Raw genomic sequence first — 24,144 nt, forward strand, 5'->3', positions numbered from 1 at the left:
ATCCGGCTCCAACTATTGCAATTTTTTTATCATATTTTTCTTTAAAAACAGCTGGTTTTTTTTCAGCATTTTCCATTACATATCTTTTAAGTGCTCTAATAGCAATTGGCTTGTCTATCAATGTTCCTCGTTTACATGATTCTTCACAAGGATGACTACATATGCTTCCACAAATACTTGCTAATGGATTTAATTCATTTATTAATTCATAAGCACCTTGAATATCACCTTCTGAAATTAAATTTACATATCCTTCTGGAACAATTTCAAGTGGACAACCGATACTACAGGCAACTTGTTCTGCATAATCATGAGATTCAAGATGAAACTTAATGTTAGAACATGCATCTACACAATCAGGACATAGTCTACATATTAACCTTTGCATTTCATTTATTGAGTCAGTTGGGCAACTTCGTCTACATTTACCACAATTAATACACAATTTTGGGTCAATATAAGCAGAAGCTTTTTTATCAATGTTAAATGGTAATTTGGTCATTTTAAATACCCCCTTATTTCTTAAGCTTTTTGTTGCTTTAATGATTGTAGTAATGCGTTGTACTGATCTGATGGTAATACATCTTTAAGCATTCCTAGTGCAATTTGATTGTTTACAGTTGTAATGTTGTGACCTTTTAACCATTGTTCACATAAACGCATATAACCATATTTAAGAAGATCAGGCATTTTCATTAAAACTCCACCATAAATCATCTTACTAAATTCTTCCCATTTGATTTCTTCCTCTAGATATTTTTGTTCTGGATACATATAATCTCCCCCTAACATTTTCAAATCTTTATGGATATTTATTTGTTATTTTTTTAACTACATACTTTTAGCTTAATATTCAATTTAATCATTGTCAAATTTTAACAATCATTGATTTTACTAAGGGTTGACGTATCAATTTCAAATATTGTTTACACATATAATAATGAAATCAAACTATTTTAAGATATAGTTTTGTTGAAGTACTTAAAAACATCTTAAATATTCGGATAATTAAGTGTAAACAACTCTTGAATATAAAATTTTGTAATTTAAATACATTTCAGAAGTAAAGTCGCCTACTTCTCTAAATTGGTGATAAGTATTACAAAAAAAAACTTCAGTAAGGGGCTAAACTCCTTCTGAAGTCGTTAATATTACAGCACTTAAGGTGGTGATTAAAAAAATCTATCAACTAAGTCCTTAGCATATATTACGCAACTTTCTATATTAGAAAAATTCATTATCTCTCCGCTATAGTATATATTGTTTTTTCCTTGAAGTGCTTCTAATTTATCATAAAAACCTTCACTTAAAGTTTTTGCATCAACATGAGGGAAATGATCCCAACTAGACATCATATACAGACTAATATTTTTGCCACCCAGTTTTCTTAAATCATCTTCCACAATTTTTTTTGCTTCTCTATCGTCTATTCCATCTTTAGCATAACTGTAAACAGTAACTATATCGGCATTACATGTATCAAGCCATCTATAATACCATATGGTGATGTGACCGTTTCTGTCTTTTTTCAAGTTATCAGGGATATAACCACAAACCTTTGGAATTCCATTAACTTTATAGGCGTAAACTCTAAATTTTTCATATATTATTTTATTAAATAATTCTTTTTCTTCATTATAATTACTTACTAATTCTCCAAATTTTTTTAAAGATATTGTACATATAACTTTATCAAAAATATACTCTTCTTGATTTGTTTTAACAATAACCTTGTCATTTTCTAAAGGAGTAACACTTTCAACAGTTTGTGTTAATCTAACGTCATCAATAGTATCTGAAATTCTATAAATTAATTCTTGTATGCCTTCTGGACAAGTAATAATATGTGGTATTTCAATAAAAGACATAAGATTTTCGTAATTTAGAAGTTTTAAAACATATGCAGTGGCAACTTCTTCAATATCACCAAATCCAAAGGTCGTAAAACAATGAGAATATATTTTTTTTACCACTGTTAAGTCATTATTTTTACACCACTGACCAAAGGGCATACATAACTCCTTAGGTAAGTTTTTATATCCAGGTGCTTTTAAAAATTCATATTGTTTAAGCGTAGTTGATAATTTTTTAAACTGTTTGATAAAATCATATAACTGTTTTTTGGGAAGCTGTTGCACCTTTTTACCCTCTGCATTATAAAAACCTCTTGTAAGAAGTGGACATTTCTTTGATACACCAAACTTATCCATTAATTCATTAATATTAGAATACGAAGGTAATGCCATAAGTGCTCCCATCTCATAGGTTAGCCCTTTATATCTTATACTATTGCACTTCCCACCTATTCTATCGCTTTGCTCTAATAAAGTAATATTTTTATATCCATTTTCTTTAAGGTAATGTGAAATAAAAACGCCTGATATTCCACCACCAATTACACAAATATTATTATTAGTATTAATAGAATTCATCATAAAATCACCTACTCTAATCTCGTATATATCCAAAGTGGTAAGGTTTCATCATCTCCTATATAGTCTAATACAAGCTTTGCTGGAATGTTTCCTTTATGCATTCCTGTTGTTATTAACCTATTAAAATTATAATGTTTAAGGTAACTTTCTAGACATTTCTCAATATCAGCAAAAGAATATGCCTCATTTGATACTTTTATTGATTTATAAAACTCATCTGCTATAACTGTTAAAAATTCTTCCATAGGCATAAATACTGATTTATTACTTATGGGAAAAGTCCAATGTTTAATATCATTTTGATTTAAAAATTTATCGTATTTGTGCATTCCATTTTTCCAATTAGTAGTAAATTCTGTTCCGTTGTTTGTAACAATATTCTTCATAGGTAAATTCAAGGTTTTTGAGAGTGGCATAATTTTTGTTTCAATAAAATCTATTGCATTAATTGAATTTTTAGAATTATATAATTTTACTAAGCCCCATTTTGAATATACATCACATATAGTATATTGATATACTTCACCTAGATTTTTAAATTTACCTAAATAAGAAATGTTTTGTATTAGAAGATATCCAGGATATGCATTATTCTTATTAATTAAGTTGTAATCTAATTGCTTATTTTGTTTTTTAGAAGCTTTTTTTATGTTTTTATCTTTAGAATATAACTCACGGTCTGCTCTTTTATTTAGAGCATTTCGCTTTAAAACATTATAAATTCCAGTCTCTCCAACATCATATCCATTAGCTTTTAATTCATAATATATTCGTTTAGGTCCATCCTCGGGATATTTATTAACATGATTTAATATTGCATTTTCCGTATCTTTATTAACTTTATTAGGCATATTAGGTTTTTTATTAACCTTGTTAGCTAAACCGTCCATACCGTAAGTTTTATATTTATTATACCACCTATAATAAATAGTTCTTGAGATTCCAAAAAGCTGACAAGTTTTTGATACATTATTGGTTCTCAATGCATATTTAATAATGTTATATTTGTTTTTTGGATTTAAACCTTCAACATCCATATGGCAGTCCCCTTTAATTTATGTAATTATATTCATATTATAACATATTATGTATTATGATTATATAACAAATAAACGCTTAAGGATTTTTCCCTAGTTATTATTATTTTTCTTTACATTTTTTTAAGAATGCTTCTTCATTTAAAAACTTTATCTTTTGGCCTTTTTTCTTTAAATCTACCGCTTTATTAAGCTTATTACTCATTTCTTCTCTATGTAAATCTTTTATGTCTTTTGTATTAGTTACTATACATGTTGTTTTCTTGGTTACAGAACTTCCTACAGTTCCACTAAGTTTTCTAACTAATCTTATTGCTTCATCTCTCGTCATAGAAGCTAAACCACCTGTAAATACAACAACTTCATCTTCAAATGCAGTAAAATTAAAGCTTTCCATTACTTTTTCATTTTGTCTTGAAGGTTGTCTATTAGATTTTTCAAAAACTCTTCCTTTTAATCTAGATGGGTTGTACCCATTTTCATTTACACTGCCTAAAGTTACTCCAACTAATTTTGATATTTCATTAATATCCTTTGAGTTTAATTCTTCACATATGTTAAGTAAAATATTACCACATGCTATTGCATCTGCCAACGCATCATGATGCTTAAACTGATATCCTAAAAAATTATTTACTGTATTCAGCCTTGCATTGTCAAGGTTACTATAAAAATTTCTAGAAAGCTTCATTGTACATATATACTGAAAACTTGGCATTTCTATCTTATAAAGTTCCAATGTGTTTCTTAGCACAGATATATCAAAAGAAGCATTATGAGCTATTACTAAATTATTATTAAAATAATGTTTAATTTTTTCCCACACTTTATCAAACTCTAATTCATTCTGAACCATACGAGGCCTTATTCCATGAATTCCAATATTTATTGGCATAAATCTCATTTCCTTAGGCTTTATTAAGTGATGTACTTTTTCTATAATCTCGCCATTTTTTACAACAACAATTCCTATAGAACATGGACTATTTCTTTTTTCATTGGCAGTTTCAAAATCTATAGCTACAAAATTCATTCATTTTCTCCTACATTTTTTAGTTATAATAAATTATTATACACAATTATTAAGTAAAGTTGAAAGTTATTTATGGTGACTTCAAAAAATTCCATTTATTTTGATATCTTATAAATTTCTTAAAAAATGGCTCTGTTTTAAAAAATAAATGATTTAATCAATGTATCACCTTCAAGTTTTGGTTGATCACGCCACTCACAAACATCTATCATACATTCTTCATCATCTATTTTAATAATATCATTATTATACTTTTCCTTTTTCTTACCATTCTTACTTTTTCTTTTATTTATCTTCATATCTAACAGCAAGTTACTATCTAAATTTATATTATTATCCAATTTTTCTTTATCATATATATTCTTATTATTTAAAGAATTATTTTCACTTTGATTCTTTTTAAGTTCTATAATTTTTATTTCATTATCTAACTTTTCTTCACATTTAACCTCTTTTGCCTTAATATTTACATTAATTTTATTATGTTTTGTGCAATTATTCTTTAAATTATTTTCATTATTATCTTTAGATTCTTTTTCATTTTTTTCAAAATTTTGATTTTCTAACTCTTCATTTACTATACTTTCTTTATTATTAACCTCTACCTTATTACCTACATTTTCTGTTTTTTCTTTAACCTTAATATTTTGATGCTTTGTAAAATTTCTTACTTTATAAACATTATCTTCAGTAAATTCAACCATTTCTAAATCTTTTAATACATTTAAAGCTAATTCAACCTTTTCAACACTTCTATTGAATTCTATTGATAAAGTTTCTGCTGTATATGGAATATTTTTTGACATATATAAATCGCCTTCTAAATTAACCTTTCCAGCTAAAGTTACAATTCTAGTCCAAATATAATGAATAAGATCTCTTTCATCCATAGTGTCTATTATCTTAAACTTAGTATCCTCATACATATCAACTCTCAATTTAACATATTTTCTTTCTCTCATACTTAACACTCTCCCCTTAATATATACTTCACAGATATTTATGTAATTTTCTTACCTCTAATTAATATATATGCTTTAGGAATTAGTTTTTCATTAAAATTTATAATTTTTTTATTTATTTTAAAAATATTACTTGGAATTGCACATAAGAAAACATCAATACCTTTGTTTAGTATTGATGTTTCATTGTAAAGTATATATATTTACTATTATAATATAAAATTAAAATAATCTTATTTGTTCTTCTTCAATCTTAAGTCTTGATGATATCATAATTTCTTTTTCTTCTTCACCTTTGGCATGTTCACTTCTTAAATATTTAATTCCAGTTTTTATTTTTGATTGTACAAGATTAAGTACATATATATTATCAAACCTATTATATATAGAATCTCCTCCAAGTCCTGTTAAACATATAAGTTGGGTATTACTTTTCTTTGCAATATCTATAAGTGGTTTTAAAAGATGAGCAGAACTTGTTTGAGCAAATGGATTATCCATTATTAAAACTTTTCCTTCTTCTTTTCTATTAAACATGTCACTTTCATCTTTTCTCATATAAGATAATAAACTAGATAAGATTACAAAGGCTGAAAGGAATCCTTCTCCCCCTGAATTTGTTGATACTTCATTCCAGCTTATTTGTCTTTGCTTATCTTCTTCTATTTTGTAAAGCTTAATATTTATAGAGCTTATAGATACAACTTCGTCATAAAGTTTAGTTATATTTACTTTATTGCCTATTATTTCTTCTATGTTTTCATTTTTTTCTAATGTTAATATACATTGATTTCTTAGCTGCTCAACATAATCTTTTAATCTCATCTTATAAATTTCTTTGTTTTCTTCCCATTCTGATACACTTATATTAAGCATTTTCACTCTTTTATTGTCAATTGTTATAGTTGAATTATTATCAATTTTAGCTATATTTTCATGTATATCACTTATATATTCTAATAAACTTTCTAATATATTATCTTCTTCTTTTTCTATTAATTCTAAATCATAACCTATCTTTTCCATAAGCTTGTTATATGAATCTTCTAGCATTATTAATTGTTCTAGAAGCTCCTTAGGTTTAGATACAAGTGTTATAAGAGTATCTATTGGCTCTTTAAAGAAACTTTCTTCTTTAAATTCTTCTTTACCTGCAATAGTAAACATTATTCTGCCAAGTGCATTTTCTTTACTTCCTTCATCTTTCCTAAGGTTGTTTAAATCTCTTTTTAGTTTTCCTATAGTTTCATCTAAATTATTAAATTCTATTTTTACCTCTATTTCATCTTTAACTTTTAAATTATTATATTCACTTAAATTGCTTAGGCTGTTAGTTATCTTACTATTTAATTTTGTTAATTCTTCTTTTTCTTTTAAATTATCTTCAATTTTTATGTTTAATTTAGCTTCTTTCTCTTTATAATTCTTTTCAAATATTAAATTTTTATCCTTAGGTATGTCTTTGTTAAAGTCTTTTTTAAGCTTTTCATAATATCTGTTTAAATCATTATTTGTAACCTTTAAATCTGATTTTATTTCTCCTAATGAATCTTTCATGTTACTTAAGTTTTTTTCTTCTTTTGATAAATTTTCTTCTGTTTCACTTTCTTTATGCCTATCATAAGTTACAGTTGTGTATTCTTTTTCTTCTAGTTGATATTGGTTTACTTTGTAATTAAGATCCTCTTCAATTTCATTAAATTTTCCAGTCGAGATTTTTATTTTATTATTTAATTCCTCTTCTGAACTTTCTATATTTTTTCTTAAGACTTTGTACTCTGAAATCAAATCTTCTTTATCCTTTTGTATTAAAGAACCAGATTTATAAATTTCAAATTCTATTAAGTCTTCAGAAATCCTACTATTTTCATTTGTATAATATCTAATGCTTTCTTCGCATTCATTTAATTCGCTTTCAATATCCTTGTTTCTCTTATCCTCTTCTTCAATGGAATTCTTAGTTAACTTTATTCTTTCTTCTAATTTTTCAAGGCTACTTTTATTTTTCTTATATTTATCATACTCAAATTTTAAATTTAAGAAATCTTCTTCTTTTTTTATATTCTTTTCTATTTTCTTATCTAAATTTATAATTTCATTTTGAGTATTTTCTAAAGTTTCTTCTATTATATGAATATCTTTTTCTAACTTTATTTCTAAAGCTCTTAAATCTTCACTTTTCTTATTTAAGCCTTCAATTTCACTTTTTAGACCTTCATAAGATTCAAATGTTAAAGATGAATTTTGAATAAAGTTTTTCTTTTGTAAATAAAATTCTATATCCTCTTCTTTAGATTTAATCTCATTTATTACCTTGCTTAATTCTAATCTTTTTTCATTTATTAACTTTAATAATTCTTTTTCATTTAAAAGTTTATTGTTAAATGAGATAAGAAATTTCAGTTTTTTTAAGTTTAAAAGACCTTCATTTGTTTCACACAGTTTTTCTCCTAAATCTTCTCTCTTAATTATAGAAATTGGACTAGAAGTGAACACATCTAAAGATTCCTTTTCTAAAATCTCTATTTCTCTAGAATCCATTATTATTGAATATGGTATGAAAGGGTTATTTTCTATAAATTTCTCATTTTCTTTTACAGAATAACCATTTTTCTTAATCCATTCCATACCATAAACTATATTAATATCTTTCCTTTTAAGACATTCTTCAACTTCCTTTGGTAATTCTAATACCTTCCCTGTTTCAAGTTTTTCTAATTCAGAAGTTGTTTTATCACTTATTCTTCTTAGTCTTATCTCGTCTTGCTTTATCAAATTTATTTTTCTTTCAAACACTTCAATAATCTTGCTAGATTCAAAAAGTTTATCTTCTTCAAAATCAATGTATTTAATCACTTGAGTTCGTGTTTCTATTTCTTTATTAAACTTCTCTAAATCTGAATTCATATTTTCTAAATCATATTTTGTAATGCTTATTTCTTTAGAATTATTGGCTTTTTCTCTTTCTTTGCTCTTTAGCTCTTCTTTGCTCTTTAACAAGAGTTCTGCATTATTTTTTCTTTCTTTATCTAAATTGAAACTTTCTTCTTTTATATCCTTATCTAATTTAATTAACTTCTCTTCATCTAAAAAGCCTGAAATATTTCTAAATATATTTTCATCATATTCTTTATTAAATCTATTTTCTTCTTTATCAAAACTTTCAATAGCACCAAGTAAACTTCCTTCTTCTTTATTTAAGTTTACAATACTATTTCTATTGATTTTTAATGAATTTTCAATATTATTTTTTTCTTCTTTAAGAGATTTCCTTAAAGTAATTTTATTATTTTCTTCTTCCTTTGTTTTTGTAAGCTCTTTTCTTAATATTTCTTTTAATGTATAACCTAAGTCATTTATACGTGGGGTAAAATCTTGATTTTCTTTGTGTAATACTTCAAGTTCATTTTCAAAGCCTTGAAGTTCTTCTGATAAACTCTTATATTCTTTATGAAGCTTTGAACAGATTAGTATATTTTTTCTTCTTTTTAATTTATCAATACTATTCTTACTTTCTTCTATTAAAACTTCTTCTCTTTGTTTATTTTCATTTAGTTTATCTATCTCATTTTGCTTTTTATATATTTCAAGAGATTTTTTTTCATACTGTAACTCTTTAACTTGCTCTTTTAAATTATCTATTACCTCATCTAAATTCTTTTCTTCTAACTCCACATCATTTAAACTTTCTTTTAAATATACAATAACATTACTTATTTCATTTTCTAAAGCTTCTCTATTATCAATAGTTTTTATAAAATCATTGCTTGCAGAAAATATTTCTTTAGATAGTTCATTAAATAATTCTATTTTTTCTTTCTTATCTATATTGTTTTTATTTTCTTTATATTGTTTAATGTAGCTATCTAAAAGTTGTCTATAATTTTTAATTCTATCTTCATCTTTTCTAAGCTTATTTTCTATTGCTGGAAGAAACCACTCTTTAACTAGACCTTCACTATTTTTCGCATTTGCAAAAAGCTCTGAAAGTCCAGATTCCTTAAGATTTATCTTTTTGATTATAGTCTCCCATTCTTTATAGTTAATCTTATATTCAGCTAATTTACTAAAATATGCACTAGTAGTAGCTGAATTATTCATATCATAATAATTAAATTTAATATCCCTGTTTTTCTTTAAATCTTCAAAAAGTTTTTTGGAATTGGCAAAGCTTTTAATAGTTCTGCCGTTACTCTTTTCTTCAATAATAGGAATATTCTTTATGTCATTTTCATTTTTATCTTTATATTCATAAACGAAATTTATAATATCTAATTTTTCTTTAGAATCCTCATCTGAAATACTTTCTCTTTTTCTAACCATCATCCCAGTTAAAAGGTAGCCTGCACCATCTTCTAATTTCCATTCAATCAAAATATAAGTTGGAATTGAAGAAGTAAAATAGCTTTCAAATGTTCTGTCCTTTAAATTTCTATTTCTTCTATTTACAAAAGGTGCCATAATCATTTGAACAAGTACAGATTTTCCACCACCATTTCTAAGATTAAACATGGTATTTTCACCATCTAAATAAAAGCTCTCATCATCAATCTTCATGGTGTTATTATTATAATTTAAGTTTACTAATCTAATTTTATTTATTTTACTCATTTACTTCCTCTCCTAAAGCTCTCAAAACTCTATCATAGTTATTTTTATTTAATAAATTCCAATCCATAAAGTTATCTAATTTCTTTGTTGTTTTAATCATATCATCACTTTGTATGTAATAAATTAACCCTTGATCATCTAAAAATTTAAGAATTGTATTAACAAATCCTTCTTTTGTTGTCTTAGATATGCTTTTCTTATCACTACTTTTTAATGATTCAAATCTTTCAAGAATATTTTCAAAGGCTATCCCACCATTTTCCCCATTAGTTCTAGATACTCCATCATTTAATCTGTCACTTATTATATTAAGAAATTCTCCAATCTTTATATAGTCTCTTGATTTACTAGAAATTCCTTGTGAATTATAAAATGTTACAAGAAGAGTTAAAATTACAAATTGAGATAAATAATAATCTTTATCATTAGCACTAGATTTACAAAGTATTTTCCTTAGTTCCGCCTTAGAATATCCTAAAAAGTCATTTTCCTCTTTTGGTATAAGGTATACAACTCCCCCATACTTTTTAACAAATGATTCTGAAGCTTCACCTTGCTCCTTTACTAACTGTGTTATATTCTCATTTTCAGAGTAAGCCTTATATAATTCGCTTTCTCCTTCTTTTAATTCTCTATACTTTAATAGATAGTAAAATATCCTATTGCTCATTTTGATTTCATCTATTGAATAACCCATTATAATTTTAATCCTCCTTCTATAATCGTAAACGAAATATCTGAACATAGAAAATTTCTACTTACTCCATTATCATCCTTTAAACCTTCTAATTTAACATCACAATTATCTATGATTTTTCCCACTTTAATTTTTGATATTCTTTTAAGACTTCTATTTGTATCAAGTATTTCTAAAATGCTTTTGTTTAATTGAAATTCTATTTCTCCACTTTCAACAGTGTCTTTTCTTTCTTCTCTTATTTCTTCTATATCAATAATTCTATTTTTAAGCATTTCTATTATAACTTCCCTAAAGATCTGAATACTTGGGATCAAGCTATTCATTAGAACTTCACTTTCTTTAATTAAGGAATTTATTTCACCTAAAGAAATACTCCCTCTTTCACGTCCAAGCTCTAATATAATTTCTATTACCCCTTTATATTTTTCAAGCCTTTCAAGCTTTTTCTTATTTTCTTCTTCCAATAAATCACCTTCATCAAATGTAAGAAACTCATCATTTTCTAATGACTTTTCCTTTATACTCTTTTGATACTCTAATGATTTATTTATATTGTAAATTTTTTTTGGAGTCATTTTAAAAAGAGGTCTTAAAAATACTTCAATATTATCTAACTTCCCTGGATTATCTAAAATTTTATTATAAACCTCACTTTTAAAATTAAATCTTTCTATTAAAGCCATTTTTGATATATTTTCGAGCTCTCTTCCATAAATCTCTTTCAAATCAAAATGCTTTTTTAATATTCTTTGATCCTCGTCTATTGTTCTGCTTAAATAGTTTTCAATTATTTTTAAATTATTCAAGCTTTCCTTTTCTTCTTCATCTAGTTCTTTAAGGTGTATATCTTTTTCTATAAAATCATTTATTTTTTCTTGAATAAACTCTCTATGTGCTATATATTTTTTCTTACTGTCTTTTAAAAGTTCCAAATTTCCTTCCATCATATTCCTATAATCCTTAGTAGAATAACTTAATGGATTTTCTTTAATCTTTCTAATTGCTTCTTCCATACTTTGAACTCTAATTCTAAACTTGTTAAATATACTTTTAATATCATCGACTGCCTTATCATAAGATGCCTTGTCTAAATGCATTTTAAATACTATTTCATGAATTGTCATTTGTAAATTTTCTTCAATTTCCAAAGTAGATAAAAGGAGTGAATATCCATCATCAGTTAATGAATATGATACTCTTCTCACACCTTCTATATATTCCATTTTATTTTTAATAAAGCTTATGTTTAAACTTTCATATTCTCCTAATTTAAAATTGAAAGCTTTAAAATACATTGCTTTACCTTCATCACATAAAATCGTATTTACTATAAACTCTGAAAGTTCCTTGCAATCTTCATAAGTAATTTCTTTTTTAAAATGAAGAGAATTTACCTCATCAATAAAATTACCAATATAATCGATTGTACAGATTTCCTCTTTTAGTGATTGTTCCATTATGTAAAGTAATACTGAAAAAATCAAATTATCCTGTTCATAGCCTTCTTCAAATCCATACTTTTTCCATGTGCCTTTAGCTATACTATTTCTAAATAGCAAAGCATATGCTCCTATTTTTTTCATTCTTATATGCTGCACATCTAAAAAACTAAAATCCATTGCATCCTCCTGTATATTTACAATCTGCATAAATTTTATACTCTTAGGCCTATGAAAGAAAATAACAAGTCCCTTGTTAAAGTCTTCCAATGTCTATATATAATTTGCCTAAGGCACATGAAAGAAAATAACAAGTCCAAGATGCAATGTATATTTTGCGTCAGACAAGGAAGCAAAATTGTTTAATAACGAGCTATTAGGCCATTCTGATGACGCAGCATGACACGAAATAGACTAGCATATTGACTTGTTATTTTTTTGAATATGCCTAATATAAAATTCTTACAAACTTTTTCTATAAATCTGTAAGATTAAGTATTTCCTGTGGAATATATAAATCCTGTTCTAGGATTTCATTAATCTTTTTTCTATAGTTCATGTCAAATTCATTTAAGAATTTATCTTTTATATTTCTATTTTGGCCATCTTTAGTCTTAGATAATATTATTTTTTCTTTAATATATTTATCAATCATTTGTTCATATGCTTTTATAAAAGGTGCTATGTTATATTCATCATTAATTAAATTATATAGACCCTCATAAATAACTATTCCTTCATAATCTAAATCGCCAAAATACAAAATTTTATTTTCCTTATTTGAAACATATTCTTCAACTGAAATCTCAAAGTCCTTAAAAGCCTTGTTTATATTTTTACCACCGCCATATATCAATGTACTTATATTTTCTCCTAAAATTTCATTTCCTCCAGCTATCAAATATCTTCTCATAGTGTAGTATGTATCTTTATTTTCCAAAATTAATATATTCTGCGGAATTGTTTTAGATTTTGAATAATAAGCTAGTGGCTCTGATGTGTCATAATAATTTAAATACTCTAAATCTAATCCTAAATTCTTAAGTATTAATTTTCCTTCTTCTTTTTGGATAAACTTCTCTCTTCCCCATATCTGAAATGATCTTTCATTCATAGAAATGCTTGTTTTTAATAGTTCTTCCTTATTTATAATAAAATCATTTAATGCAAAAATATATTCTCTATGTTCCTTATATTTTTTTAAATGATTTTTATAATAAGATATTTCAAGTTTTGGCGAAATCTTAAAGCTTAGTTCATCTAAAAATTGACTATAATCTTCTTCCTCTTCTACAAGTCTATATTTCTTATATAACGTAGGAGTTTTTCCATTTCCTCCACTACTTTTAATCGGAATTATTTCTTTCTTATCCATAAGATTACTAATTAAATCATATAATTCTTCGTAAGATTTAACTTTGAAAATTCTTTCTATTTCTTCTATCTCTATAGTTTTTTTATTTAAATTTTTTAATTTAACCATTTCAAACTCCATAATTATTTTTTCAATACATATTTATTCAAATTAGAATAATTTTACTTTTAATTTATTAATATTATATCATATTTCTAATACTCTTATCTTCTATAAAAGATAGAGATAACAAATACCTAACAAATGACAAAAAGACTAGTTATTTAAGTTTGTAACTAGTCTTTAAATTTTGCACAAATACTTCAAACATTTGTTTATTATAGACTTTCATAAATTCATCTTATATTTTTAGCACCCAAATATATCTATTTGTTTTAATATATGTAGTACTCTTTATTGGTTTTATCGATATTTTTTACTATAAATTTACTTATTTATGCATTTTAATGTAAAAATTAAAGCTAGAAAATCATATTGAACTACTTAATCATTAAACTCTAACTTAATATCATCAATAGCTATCATTAAAGTGATATTCAACATACAAAAAATAAAATTTCATGTTGATTTACAATATTATAAACATAAAATTTTTTATTAATTCTCCAAAAATTACATTGGTAAAAACCATGAAAGAAAGTAGACTTCTAATTTTAAACCTGTATAATCAATATTAAGTTAGAGGCACATTCAAAAAAATAGCAGACCAGTATGCTTGTCTATTTTGTATCATACTGCGTCAGTAAGTTTCGCTGATAGCTCGCTATGACCCAAACTCACTTCCTTGCCTGACACAAAATATACGACGCATCTTTGGTCTATTATTTTCTTTCATGTGCCTTATCTTTTAAAATTTGGAGGTGCTTAATGAATAAAATTAAAAAATATTATATTATTATTCCTATAATAACTGCAATACTATCACTTATAGTTCTAGCAATGACATCTTTTAATACAACAATAGTCAATAAAAATTATTCTCTATTTACAGAGGATTTAAATTCTAATAATATATCTACAGTAATAATAGATACCTCTCCTAAAATGACCATATTACTAAATAATGGTGATAAATATTCTACAGATAATCCACATACAGATACTTTAAAAGAAAAATTATTACTAAATGGAATAGAAGTTAAAGATGAAACCACTCCCCCTCTTGCAAAAACTATTCCTTCTGTTATTTTGGGGTTATCACTTTTAACAATAGTGGCTATGTTTGCATATAAAGCTAAAGCTGGTGGTTCTTCTGTCGCATCTATGGACATGCAAGATTTTAGCAAAAATAAAAAAGCCGCTTTAGATTTTCACGCTGTAGCTGGTAATGAAGAAGCTAAAGAAAGTTTAATGGATATTGTTGATTTTCTTAAGAATCCTGAAAAATATCAAAAATATGGTGCAAGAATGCCTAAAGGGGTTATTCTTTATGGTGAACCTGGTACAGGTAAAACATTACTTGCAAAAGCAGTAGCTGGTGAAGCTGGCGTTCCATTTTACGCTCTTAGTGGTTCTGATTTCGTGCAAGTGTATGTTGGAGTTGGTGCCGCAAGAGTAAGAAATTTATTTAAAAAAGCAAAATCTCATGGAAAAGCTGTAATATTCATTGATGAGATTGATGCCATAGGTAAGGCAAGAGGTAATGGCAAAAATGGCTCTAGCAATGATGAGAAAGATCAAACATTAAATGCTCTTTTAACAGAAATGTCTGGTTTCGGACAAGATGAAGGTATAGTAGTAATTGCTGCTACAAATAGATTAGACATGCTAGATACAGCTCTTCTTAGACCAGGTAGATTTGATAGACATATAGAAGTATCATTGCCAGATGTTAATGCTAGAGAAAAGATTCTATCTCTACATTTAAAAAATAAACCTCATGAAAATCTTGATATAAAAGATATTGCAAAAAAAACTGTATTCTTTTCAGGCGCAAAATTAGAAAGTTTAATAAATGAAAGTGCTATTTTAGCTGCTAAAGATAATAGTAATTCTATTACTTCAGCTCATATAGAATATGCTTACTCCATAACTTTAGCTGGACATGAGAAAAAAGAAAGAAGTTATCTTAAAGAAGAAGACAAGCTTCTTACTTCATATCATGAGGCAGGACATGGATTGATTGGTATGTTACTACTTCCACAGGATAAGGTTTCTAAGATAACAATTATACCAACTACTAAAGGTGCTGGAGGTTATACATTAACTATTCCTGAGGATACTAGCTATCACAGAATTGATTATTTAAAGAATAAAATAAAAGTTTCACTTGGTGGTAGAGCTGCTGAAGAAATTATTTTTGGAAAAGATAAAATTTCTACTGGAGCACATGGAGATATCTCTCAAACTACTGATATTGCATTAAAAATGATTACTGAATATGGTATGGGAGAAACCTTGGGACTTATAAAACTTTCAAGTGTTGGGTCTCTATATAGTAGTTATGGAAATCCTGTTATTGAAGAATGTAAAGATCTTGTTAATAAACTATATGAGGAAACTCTAGAACTTTTAAGAGAAAATAGAGATTCTCTTGATAAAATAGCTTTAAGCTTGTTAGAAAAAGAAACTTTATATGAAGATGAACTAAAAAAAATAGCATATAATAAATAATAAAAGCTGTTTAAAGGGACAGTAGGTAATTTTGTGTAAAAAGAAAATTATTTACTGTCCCCTTGTTAAATACTATTAGAAAATTTCATATATTTAAAATTAATATAATTTTTTATTTTTCTATTTCTTTCTTCCTACTACAACAGTTTCCATGTTTCATGCCTTTAAACATCATAGGAATCATAAGTAACATCATCAAAGGACATATGAATGGTGCTATTCCAACTATTGTGGCTTTAAATCCTCCACCAATATTTATAAAAGGAAGCATCACTATAAGTATTAATGGTAATCCACAACAAAGTACCATCATTAGCATATGCTTTATTAGATTATGTTTTTTACATTCTTTATTTTTATTATTTCTGTGACAATTCATAATAATTTCCTCCCTATATCTTTATTATATTTAATGAGTAAGATCAATACCGCATCAACTTAATGGATATCGACTTTTAATTTCTCTAATACAACTTTATTAATTTATAATTTTTTTACGAACCTCTTCTAAGTTTACATTTTTTAATGAATCTGTAACTTCAATACCAGCTACAATTTCATTATCTTTTATAATAAGGTATGTTCCACTATTAGCTATATTAAATTCAACATTAACAACACTTTTTTTTCCATTAAAATTAGTTACGATATCATCATTATCACCATTTAATATCGTGAAATTTCCATCGGCATTATCAAATGAACTAAGATCTATAGAAAGATTTGTTTTTATTCCTTTTTCTAATACCACTACAAGTGGGTCAAACTCATAACCAGTTCCTTTTATATTTAGACTTTGAGTATCTCCTGAAATATTAGCTTTCTTAATTAATCTATCAGTAGAAACCTTACTTAAATCATTACCATATATACTTGGAGTTTGTGGTGCAGTACTTGCAGTCCCACCCCCACCACTACAGCAACTCATTCCACTACTTGGCTGTGGAAGCGATGAGTCTGCTTTTGATGTATCTACAGAATCAAGATTATCTGTGACTTTGATTACTCCTCTTATCATTCCCATTGAGCAGCTGAAATTTATATCTTTATCTTCTGGTGTAAATTCTATTATATTTTCACCAGACTTTAGGGTTTTCTGTATATTCAAGTATGGTACTACTATTGCATTATTGCAAGAAGTGATCTGACTTCCTGTAATTATCCACTTAACAGGCATTCCTTTTTGAACATAAAATACATTAGGTGTATAACCGTTGCTATCAGCAGTCATCTTTATTATTTGCACTCCATTTTCTATGGTTGGTTTAGATATATTGGATTGTGCAGCCTGAACTGCATTACCTGAAAGACTTTGAGTTAATGTATTAACACTAGGAACTCCAACCCCTGCAAGTGCAAGTCCTCTATTTCCCATTATTATTCCAAGCATTATTACTAAAAATCCACTAAACTTTAAAAGTTGCTTTGTATAGCCTTTGCTTAAAAAACCTGATATAGCTCCAAATCCTAACATTAAAGGAACTGTTCCCAAAGAAAATATGAACATTGATAATGCTCCATTTATTGCACTACCAGTACCTAATGCATAAAGCTGCATTGTTTGCAAAGGACCACAAGGCATTAATCCATTTAACATTCCGACTAAGAAAGGAATCTTAGGTTTCTTTTTTACTGAACATGAAGACCATGTCAATTTAATATTAAGCTTTCTAAAAATAGAGAACCCCGCCATGTTTAATCCCATTATTACCATAAATAATCCTGCAAATATCTGAAGCCCTGCTTTCACATTAAGTGATAATGATAGAACAGAACCTAAAGCTCCTACAACACCACCAATAATCGTATAAGAAGTCATTCTTCCCGCATTATATAAAATTGCAGGCATTAAAGTCTTAAATTTATTTTGCTTTTCCTTTAAAATATTGTTTTTAGATAAACTTTGTGTAAGCATTATTCCACCACACATACCAACGCAATGAATAGATGTAAGCATACCAACAACAAATAACACCATATAAGAAGCATTATTTAACTTAGCACTCATATCAAAACCTGATGTAGAATTACCTAGTAATAAAATAGCTGCAACTACAACAAAAAAGCCTGCTAATTTAATATTATTTGAACCTTTAGTACTGTAACCTGTTTTATTAATAGCTTCCGTTAACTGTTCTTTTGTACAAAGCCCACTATCATATTCAACAGTTACATTCTGAGCACTATAGCTAGCCATTGCATTTATAACTCCATTAACTTTCTTTAATGCTCTTTCTACTCTATTTTCACAAGAAGTACAAGTCATGTTATAAACTTTAATAATTTCTCTTTTAATACTCATAATACCCTCCACTAAATCACTGTGATTTATTTTATCAGCAATGTATTTTAATCGTAATTCATCATTTATATAAATGAGTATACTAAAAATTTATGAAGATTTTATGTATATATAACACGTATAAAAAAATAGCATAGAAATTTTTCCATGCCATTTTATTTGATAACATAATTTTCACTTATACATACAGTAAATTTAGTACTGATGTTTATAAATAGATTATTTTTTTATACTGCTACAATACAATTATTATTTATAAATAAAAAAAGTCTAAAGTAAAAATCTACATTCCTACTTTAGACTATATTTTGGTGGCTCACCCGGGAATCGAACCCGGGACACCATGATTAAAAGTCATGTGCTCTACCGACTGAGCTAGTGAACCAAATGGTGCGTTTTAAGGGATTCGAACCCCCGGCCCACGCCTTAGAAGGGCGTTGCTCTATCCAGCTGAGCTAAAAACGCATATTTATAATATACATTTCAATCAAATCAAAAACTTCATCACCTTGAAAATCTAGGTTATTATCAAATATAAAGTTTCTAAAACTTGACTGCTTTGCTATTGTAATATACATAATATATATTGTCAACACTATTTTTACAATTTAGTTATAAATATTCTGAAATAGTATAAATTTAGACATTAATAGCATCTTGAAGTACACGAAATTTAGCAAAAAGTAGGTTGTCTCAGAATTATCAAGTGAAGTAATAAGAAAGAAATAGAAATAACATTTATTAAAGAAGACTAGAAAAATTTCGCTAAGGCATATGAACAAAATAACAAGTCAAAGATGTGACGTATATTTTGAGTCAAACAAGGAAGTAACATTACTCAAAATAGACTAGCATACTGACTTGTTATTTTGTTGAATATGCCTAAAAGTTTCTAACATTTAAAGTTGTACCCATAAAAGATTGCTCCTAATATGCATTAGGACAATCATTTATAGAACAACTTCAAATGAAGAAACTCTAAGCTTATTTTTCAATGCTACTTCCACAAATGTTATTTCTATTTCTTTTTTTGAATATACATTAAAACATAAGTGATGAAAGATAAGGAAGCATAGCTAATATAAAACTAAAAATTAAAATCAAAATAATAATTATTGCATATCGCTTTTTATGCATAACTACTATAGCTATATATTCTCGAATCATAGCATTAGGTAAGAAATATAGAGCAGTTTTAGATCCTACACCTTGGCTTTTTATTCCTGCAAGCCTTGCATATATTCCTGCTCTAAACAAGTGATAATTATTTGTCACAAAAATACTTCTATAACTTTTAGTCATTAAATTATCTATTATATTTTTAGAGAACTTCATATTTTCTAAAGTACTAACTGATTTATCCTCTAAAATAGTATTTTTAATTGGTACCCCTTTATTTATAGCATATGACTGCATTGCCAAAGCTTCAGATACTTTTTCGTCTGGTCCTTGTCCACCAGAAAAGATTATTTTAGGTGGATTAGTAACTTTAGATTGTTTATTATAAAATTCAATTGCTTTATCTATACGGCTAGCAAGTAAAGGTGGCACTCTATCTCCTATTAATCCGCTGCCTAAAACAATAATAAAGTCTTGATTTAACTTTGGTCTATTAAGTTGATAAATAAATGATGACATTAAAAAATTAAACACATCAAATATATAGTACCCTCCTATAATATAAATACCACTTAAAAATGCATTAACATCTTGTGGTAAAAATCTATCAATATTAATCAAGTCTATTATTATATAGGCAATTAGTGCTATCCCTAAAAATAGAGTTAATAAATTAGACATAGATTTTTGTTCACGCCTCATAACAATTTTAGCATTTATAAATAATCCAATAATTAATACATAAAGTCCAAATGCTAATACACCAAAAATAATTAAATAAAAAATAAGACCAAAAAATTCTAGAAATAAATTGTTGGCAGTTACAGACATAAAACCAAGTGTTATTACTGTAAAAAACAAAAATAAATTAAACAAAAATCCTGTTGCAAGTCTTCTACGTTCATAAAAATAAGAAATAAGAAAAATAGCTAATGATATTATGCTTAATGATACGAGTATAACAATCTCGTATTTTCCTTGAAAATAAGTTAACATCTTTATGTTCTCCTCCTTTGTAAAAATCATCTTATAGTTATTATCTGTACATAAATATTTAGTTATTCATTTGAAAATTTGATACAAAGTATAACTCTAATATGTTTTAAAAATAAAAAAATATCAATATATATTTTCGTAAAATAAATGCTTAACTTTAATATATATTTAATTTTAACACTTAGTCGTATTAAATTAATAAAGTCAAATATATGTCTTATTCTAATTAATTGTAAATATATGTTATAATAAGTAAATATATCTATATACAATAGTAAAATTTCTCGAAGCATTCTTAATATAAACGTTCCTAACACAACTCTTTGGAATATCATAGTTGCTGATATTATCAATAAACAGGAGGAGAAAAATTTGAATCAAAAGACTGAAATAATAGAATTCTTAATTAAAGATGAGATTAATAACATTAATATTATTAACTTCATTGAAGATTATCCAATATACTATATAGAAAAAATAGATGATTCAGTTATAGTCAAAGGAACAAGTGATAAAAACTGGATTTATATAAGTTCTAAATCAGAAGAAGAACTTAAAATAATAAAAAGTAGATTAGACAATAATGATAAAAATTTTGCAGCAATTGAAGAATGGATGCTTCCTATTTTAACTAATAAGAATAAAATAAAATGGAGATTATCTACAATGAAATTGATATTATGCAATGATACATATATAGTTAAACCTAAACATAATGTGTCAGATTTAACAATTAATGATGCTGAGTTTATATATGAGAATTCAGATTATAAAGACTTTATATCTATTCAATATATAATTGATAGAATAACGAATGGAATAAGTTCATGTATACGTTATATGGATAAACCAATAGCATGGGCAATTACACAAGATGATGGAGCTATAGGATTTTTGCATGTTTTGCCTGAATATAGAAAGATGGGATATGCTCGAGATGTAACAATAGCTTTAATTAAGAAAGTTCGTGATAAAAATAAAATTCCATTCGTACATATTGAGGAAGAAAATGAAAAATCTATGAGGTTAGCAACTGGTTTAGGCTTTAAAAAAGATAAAGTAGTAAATTGGTTTGAAATAGAGTAATAATTAGCAAATTAAATATTAAAAAAAATGGCTATATTTTAAGACCGTGTTAATATTGTTACATATTGTTCAGCGTGCTAAAGAATTGGACTTAAGAACGTCTAAATGAGTATAGTCCCATTCCAGCTTGTTCCAAAAACAAGTTTTGGACAAGCAACTAATGTGACAATACTAAAGGAAACTCGACTCACATTCGTTCGCTGAGTAAGTTTGAGATACCAAATTAAAATTTGGACTCTCACTTAAGAGTTCTAAAAGTCGAATTCTAATGCAAACTTCACAAAAATGTAACAATATCAACACTATATTAAAACAGAGCGAAAAAAATAAATACTTTATAAGTATAATAAATTTATGGAGGTATATTGTGAAAAAAATAAAAATCTTTAAATTTATCTTTGCATTATTAATTGCTTATTTAAGTCTTGCAATAATTTCACTTATTGCAACATATTTTTTTAGTTTTACATTAAAAGATGCTTTTTTCATTATTGGATTAATGGCATTTATAATTGAATTGCTTTTAAATTTTTCTGGAAATTCAATGGGGTTATCTATCCAATCTTTTGGTAATCTTAACTCTCAATATGTAAGTCATGTTGATTTAAAAGCTAAGCAACATGAAAATGAAAATTATAAACCTGAGGTTAATATTAAGGCTATTCTTAATTCAACATTGTTCTTTTCAAGTATATTCATTTTAATTACATCATATTTTCTTTAAGGCATATGAGGGAATAAAAAAAAGGATGTTGCTTAAAATGATTTAAAAATCATTTTGCAACATCCTCTTCATGTTCTTTACAATATATATGTACACTTTAGTAGTCTAATATTCCTATTAACTTTACTAATTTGTAGTTTTTTTATTATCTATTATTATTCCAACAATTGAAACTATTAATCCTACAATCATTATATACATGCCAGATGCTGAAAGATTTACTGATGTTCCAAAAACATTAGTATTCTTACTTTTTATTAATGAAAACATAAAAATAATACCTACTGCTAATGAAGCAATTCCACCTTTAATGTTAAGAACCTTATTATTTAATATTATTATTACTGGATAAATGAATGCCAATAATACTATGTATCCTTGTTGTTGAAATCCATTTACACTTAGTATCCCAGCATCAACCCAAGGTAAAAATAATGAAACAATACTTATAATTCCTCCTATTAATATTAATTTCTGCCCTAATGATAATTTTGAAATATTCATTTTATCTACTCCTTCTAATTTATTTTGAAAATTAAGCTGTGTAAACTCATTTCACAACTTAATTTTGCTTTCTAATTGTATTATACAAAACTACTTGTCCGTTTTTAAGATATGTATATAACTTTTCGGTAAAACTTTTTATATTGTTACATTCATCTTTACTCACAAATTAAAAAGAAGTACCTATATTGTCATCAAATTTAATGTTTAGATTTTCATTTTCATCCTTACTTAACTCTTCTTTTTCACCATAATAAGTTATTTTTAATGTATTTAAAACACTATAATATACTAATGCTTCTCTATATTATCAAATTTCAATAAATATATCAAATTTTAATAAATATATGAAATTTAAAATATAATGGCTGATTAGTTTTTTCATTGAAAGTATCCTTGTCTAAACGCAAGAAAAGTTTAAGAATTTTCATATTAGGAATAATTGTTCTTCAGTTTGTTCTTCAGCAATTTTATCTGATATACTAAAATCTTTGCCATCTTCTTGTCCTTTATTATAAGCTTCTATATACCCTTTAAATTGAATTTTTGTATTTATAGATTTTGTGAATTTAATATTATTATGAGCTTCAACAACTTCTGAATCTTTAACAAGTACCATTCCCCATTCCTCATGAGCTTTTTTTTGCTTTTCAAACTTTTGTGTTAATCCATAAATAAATCCAAGTGCATAGTCATTTTCAAGTCCTTTAGTACTATATCCCTCCTTAGAATATTGGTATCTCAATTGCTTCACTCTACTATTTATACAATCTATTGCATACTCTAAAATTATGTTACATACAATTACATCTTCTTCTCTTCCAAAAAAAGTAATAGTATGAGTTCTCTTAGTTCTAAAATAATAATAACAGCCAAAATTATCTGATATTAATCTTGCTAACTCTGCCTTCCACTTTGCCTTGGTAAATGATACTGAACTAATTTTCTCTTTAATAGCACTATTATAAGCTCTAAATTCCTTTACTTCCTTTAACGATAATTTATGTTTTGCAAGTAACTCTTGAGCTTTTAATAAAGATAACTGAGCCTCATTTTCATTACTACTTTCACTTAGTGCTAATAACTTTTGAATTTTCTCAACTATTTTAGTATTCACTTCATACCTACTTTCTTCATCTCTTTTATTTAATTTATAATTTCATTTAATTTATAACTTTATTTGATCTTACATTTAATTGTTGAATAAA

General features: G+C 26.2%; 18 protein-coding genes and 2 tRNA genes. 3 read left to right on the plus strand and 17 right to left on the minus strand.

Annotation, left to right across the window (positions count from 1 at the left end; translation table 11 throughout):
- From BM027_RS04495 to BM027_RS04540, 10 genes are all read right to left on the minus strand, one after another.
- A partial coding sequence (locus BM027_RS04495) for a 4Fe-4S binding protein (protein WP_175559943.1) occupies positions 1–502 on the minus strand: 502 nt, incomplete at its 3' end.
- 20 nt (positions 503–522) lie between these two features.
- Positions 523–774, minus strand: a complete 252-nt coding sequence (locus BM027_RS04500) for a hypothetical protein (RefSeq protein ID WP_090089172.1) — start codon at positions 772–774, stop codon at positions 523–525.
- Between the two features lie 398 nt (positions 775–1,172).
- Positions 1,173–2,435: an FAD-dependent oxidoreductase gene (locus BM027_RS04505; RefSeq protein ID WP_139209533.1), complete on the minus strand. Its 1,263-nt coding sequence runs from the start codon at positions 2,433–2,435 to the stop codon at positions 1,173–1,175.
- Positions 2,436–2,443: 8 nt separating this feature from the next.
- Positions 2,444–3,472, minus strand: coding sequence for a helix-turn-helix domain-containing protein (locus BM027_RS04510; RefSeq protein WP_090089175.1), 1,029 nt, complete (start codon positions 3,470–3,472; stop codon positions 2,444–2,446).
- 103 nt (positions 3,473–3,575) lie between these two features.
- Complete coding sequence (locus BM027_RS04515) at positions 3,576–4,505, minus strand: exonuclease domain-containing protein (RefSeq protein WP_090089176.1); 930 nt, start codon at positions 4,503–4,505, stop codon at positions 3,576–3,578.
- A gap of 137 nt (positions 4,506–4,642) precedes the next feature.
- Positions 4,643–5,467: a phage replisome organizer N-terminal domain-containing protein gene (locus BM027_RS04520; RefSeq protein ID WP_090089178.1), complete on the minus strand. Its 825-nt coding sequence runs from the start codon at positions 5,465–5,467 to the stop codon at positions 4,643–4,645.
- Positions 5,468–5,689: 222 nt separating this feature from the next.
- Positions 5,690–10,078, minus strand: coding sequence for a hypothetical protein (locus tag BM027_RS04525; RefSeq protein ID WP_090089180.1), 4,389 nt, complete (start codon positions 10,076–10,078; stop codon positions 5,690–5,692).
- Entirely contained in the window at positions 10,071–10,775 is a 705-nt protein-coding gene (locus BM027_RS04530; protein WP_090089181.1) for a DUF6063 family protein, read from the minus strand. The genes BM027_RS04525 and BM027_RS04530 overlap by 8 nt, the downstream gene beginning before the upstream one ends.
- Entirely contained in the window at positions 10,775–12,397 is a 1,623-nt protein-coding gene (locus tag BM027_RS04535; protein ID WP_090089183.1) for a hypothetical protein, read from the minus strand. Before BM027_RS04535 ends, BM027_RS04530 begins: the two co-directional genes overlap by 1 nt.
- Positions 12,398–12,692: 295 nt before the next feature.
- Complete coding sequence (locus tag BM027_RS04540; RefSeq protein ID WP_090089185.1) at positions 12,693–13,700, minus strand: Wadjet anti-phage system protein JetD domain-containing protein; 1,008 nt, start codon at positions 13,698–13,700, stop codon at positions 12,693–12,695.
- A gap of 759 nt (positions 13,701–14,459) precedes the next feature.
- Between BM027_RS04540 and BM027_RS04545 the strand changes: the two genes are divergently transcribed.
- A complete protein-coding gene (locus tag BM027_RS04545) occupies positions 14,460–16,205 on the plus strand; it encodes an ATP-dependent metallopeptidase FtsH/Yme1/Tma family protein (RefSeq protein ID WP_090089187.1) in 1,746 nt (581 codons plus the stop codon).
- Positions 16,206–16,317: 112 nt separating this feature from the next.
- On the opposite strand, the gene BM027_RS04550 is transcribed toward BM027_RS04545, so the two are convergent.
- The 5 genes from BM027_RS04550 to BM027_RS04570 all read right to left on the minus strand — a co-directional run bounded on the left by BM027_RS04550 (position 16,318) and on the right by BM027_RS04570 (position 20,622).
- A complete protein-coding gene (locus BM027_RS04550; RefSeq protein ID WP_090089189.1) occupies positions 16,318–16,584 on the minus strand; it encodes a hypothetical protein in 267 nt (88 codons plus the stop codon).
- A gap of 99 nt (positions 16,585–16,683) precedes the next feature.
- A complete protein-coding gene (locus BM027_RS04555; RefSeq protein WP_090089191.1) occupies positions 16,684–18,507 on the minus strand; it encodes an urease accessory protein UreH domain-containing protein in 1,824 nt (607 codons plus the stop codon).
- Between the two features lie 309 nt (positions 18,508–18,816).
- Positions 18,817–18,892: transfer RNA gene (locus BM027_RS04560), tRNA-Lys, on the minus strand.
- A 3-nt stretch (positions 18,893–18,895) separates the two neighbouring features.
- A tRNA-Arg gene (locus BM027_RS04565) sits at positions 18,896–18,972 on the minus strand.
- Positions 18,973–19,548: 576 nt separating this feature from the next.
- A complete protein-coding gene (locus BM027_RS04570; RefSeq protein ID WP_090089194.1) occupies positions 19,549–20,622 on the minus strand; it encodes a YdcF family protein in 1,074 nt (357 codons plus the stop codon).
- A 372-nt stretch (positions 20,623–20,994) separates the two neighbouring features.
- Here BM027_RS04570 and BM027_RS04575 point away from each other — a divergent pair, with 372 nt between their 5' ends.
- Both BM027_RS04575 and BM027_RS04580 read left to right on the plus strand, forming a co-directional pair.
- Positions 20,995–21,708: a GNAT family N-acetyltransferase gene (locus BM027_RS04575; RefSeq protein WP_242943284.1), complete on the plus strand. Its 714-nt coding sequence runs from the start codon at positions 20,995–20,997 to the stop codon at positions 21,706–21,708.
- Positions 21,709–22,075: 367 nt separating this feature from the next.
- The gene (locus BM027_RS04580) at positions 22,076–22,432 is read left to right on the plus strand and encodes a hypothetical protein (RefSeq protein WP_090089196.1); all 357 of its coding nucleotides are present in this window, start codon (positions 22,076–22,078) and stop codon (positions 22,430–22,432) included.
- Between the two features lie 126 nt (positions 22,433–22,558).
- Here BM027_RS04580 and BM027_RS04585 read toward each other — a convergent pair whose 3' ends face one another.
- Positions 22,559–22,936, minus strand: coding sequence for a hypothetical protein (locus BM027_RS04585; RefSeq protein ID WP_090089199.1), 378 nt, complete (start codon positions 22,934–22,936; stop codon positions 22,559–22,561).
- A 427-nt stretch (positions 22,937–23,363) separates the two neighbouring features.
- Positions 23,364–24,053, minus strand: coding sequence for a DUF2786 domain-containing protein (locus BM027_RS04590; protein WP_090089201.1), 690 nt, complete (start codon positions 24,051–24,053; stop codon positions 23,364–23,366).
- Positions 24,054–24,144 lie beyond the last annotated feature (91 nt).

It is taken from the genome of Clostridium uliginosum, assembly GCF_900112485.1.
GTDB lineage: Bacteria > Bacillota > Clostridia > Clostridiales > Clostridiaceae > Clostridium > Clostridium uliginosum.

Coding starts and splice junctions, on each gene's coding strand:
- BM027_RS04510 (WP_090089175.1), bottom strand. CDS start 3,472: ATGGATGTTGAAGGTTTAAATCCAAAAAACAAATATAACATTATTAAA.
- BM027_RS04520 (WP_090089178.1), bottom strand. CDS start 5,467: ATGAGAGAAAGAAAATATGTTAAATTGAGAGTTGATATGTATGAGGAT.
- BM027_RS04505 (WP_139209533.1), bottom strand. CDS start 2,435: ATGATGAATTCTATTAATACTAATAATAATATTTGTGTAATTGGTGGT.
- BM027_RS04545 (WP_090089187.1), top strand. CDS start 14,460: ATGAATAAAATTAAAAAATATTATATTATTATTCCTATAATAACTGCA.
- BM027_RS04525 (WP_090089180.1), bottom strand. CDS start 10,078: ATGAGTAAAATAAATAAAATTAGATTAGTAAACTTAAATTATAATAAT.
- BM027_RS04570 (WP_090089194.1), bottom strand. CDS start 20,622: ATGTTAACTTATTTTCAAGGAAAATACGAGATTGTTATACTCGTATCA.
- BM027_RS04550 (WP_090089189.1), bottom strand. CDS start 16,584: ATGAATTGTCACAGAAATAATAAAAATAAAGAATGTAAAAAACATAAT.
- BM027_RS04530 (WP_090089181.1), bottom strand. CDS start 10,775: ATGGGTTATTCAATAGATGAAATCAAAATGAGCAATAGGATATTTTAC.
- BM027_RS04535 (WP_090089183.1), bottom strand. CDS start 12,397: ATGGATTTTAGTTTTTTAGATGTGCAGCATATAAGAATGAAAAAAATA.
- BM027_RS04555 (WP_090089191.1), bottom strand. CDS start 18,507: ATGAGTATTAAAAGAGAAATTATTAAAGTTTATAACATGACTTGTACT.
- BM027_RS04500 (WP_090089172.1), bottom strand. CDS start 774: ATGTATCCAGAACAAAAATATCTAGAGGAAGAAATCAAATGGGAAGAA.
- BM027_RS04585 (WP_090089199.1), bottom strand. CDS start 22,936: ATGAATATTTCAAAATTATCATTAGGGCAGAAATTAATATTAATAGGA.
- BM027_RS04515 (WP_090089176.1), bottom strand. CDS start 4,505: ATGAATTTTGTAGCTATAGATTTTGAAACTGCCAATGAAAAAAGAAAT.
- BM027_RS04540 (WP_090089185.1), bottom strand. CDS start 13,700: ATGGTTAAATTAAAAAATTTAAATAAAAAAACTATAGAGATAGAAGAA.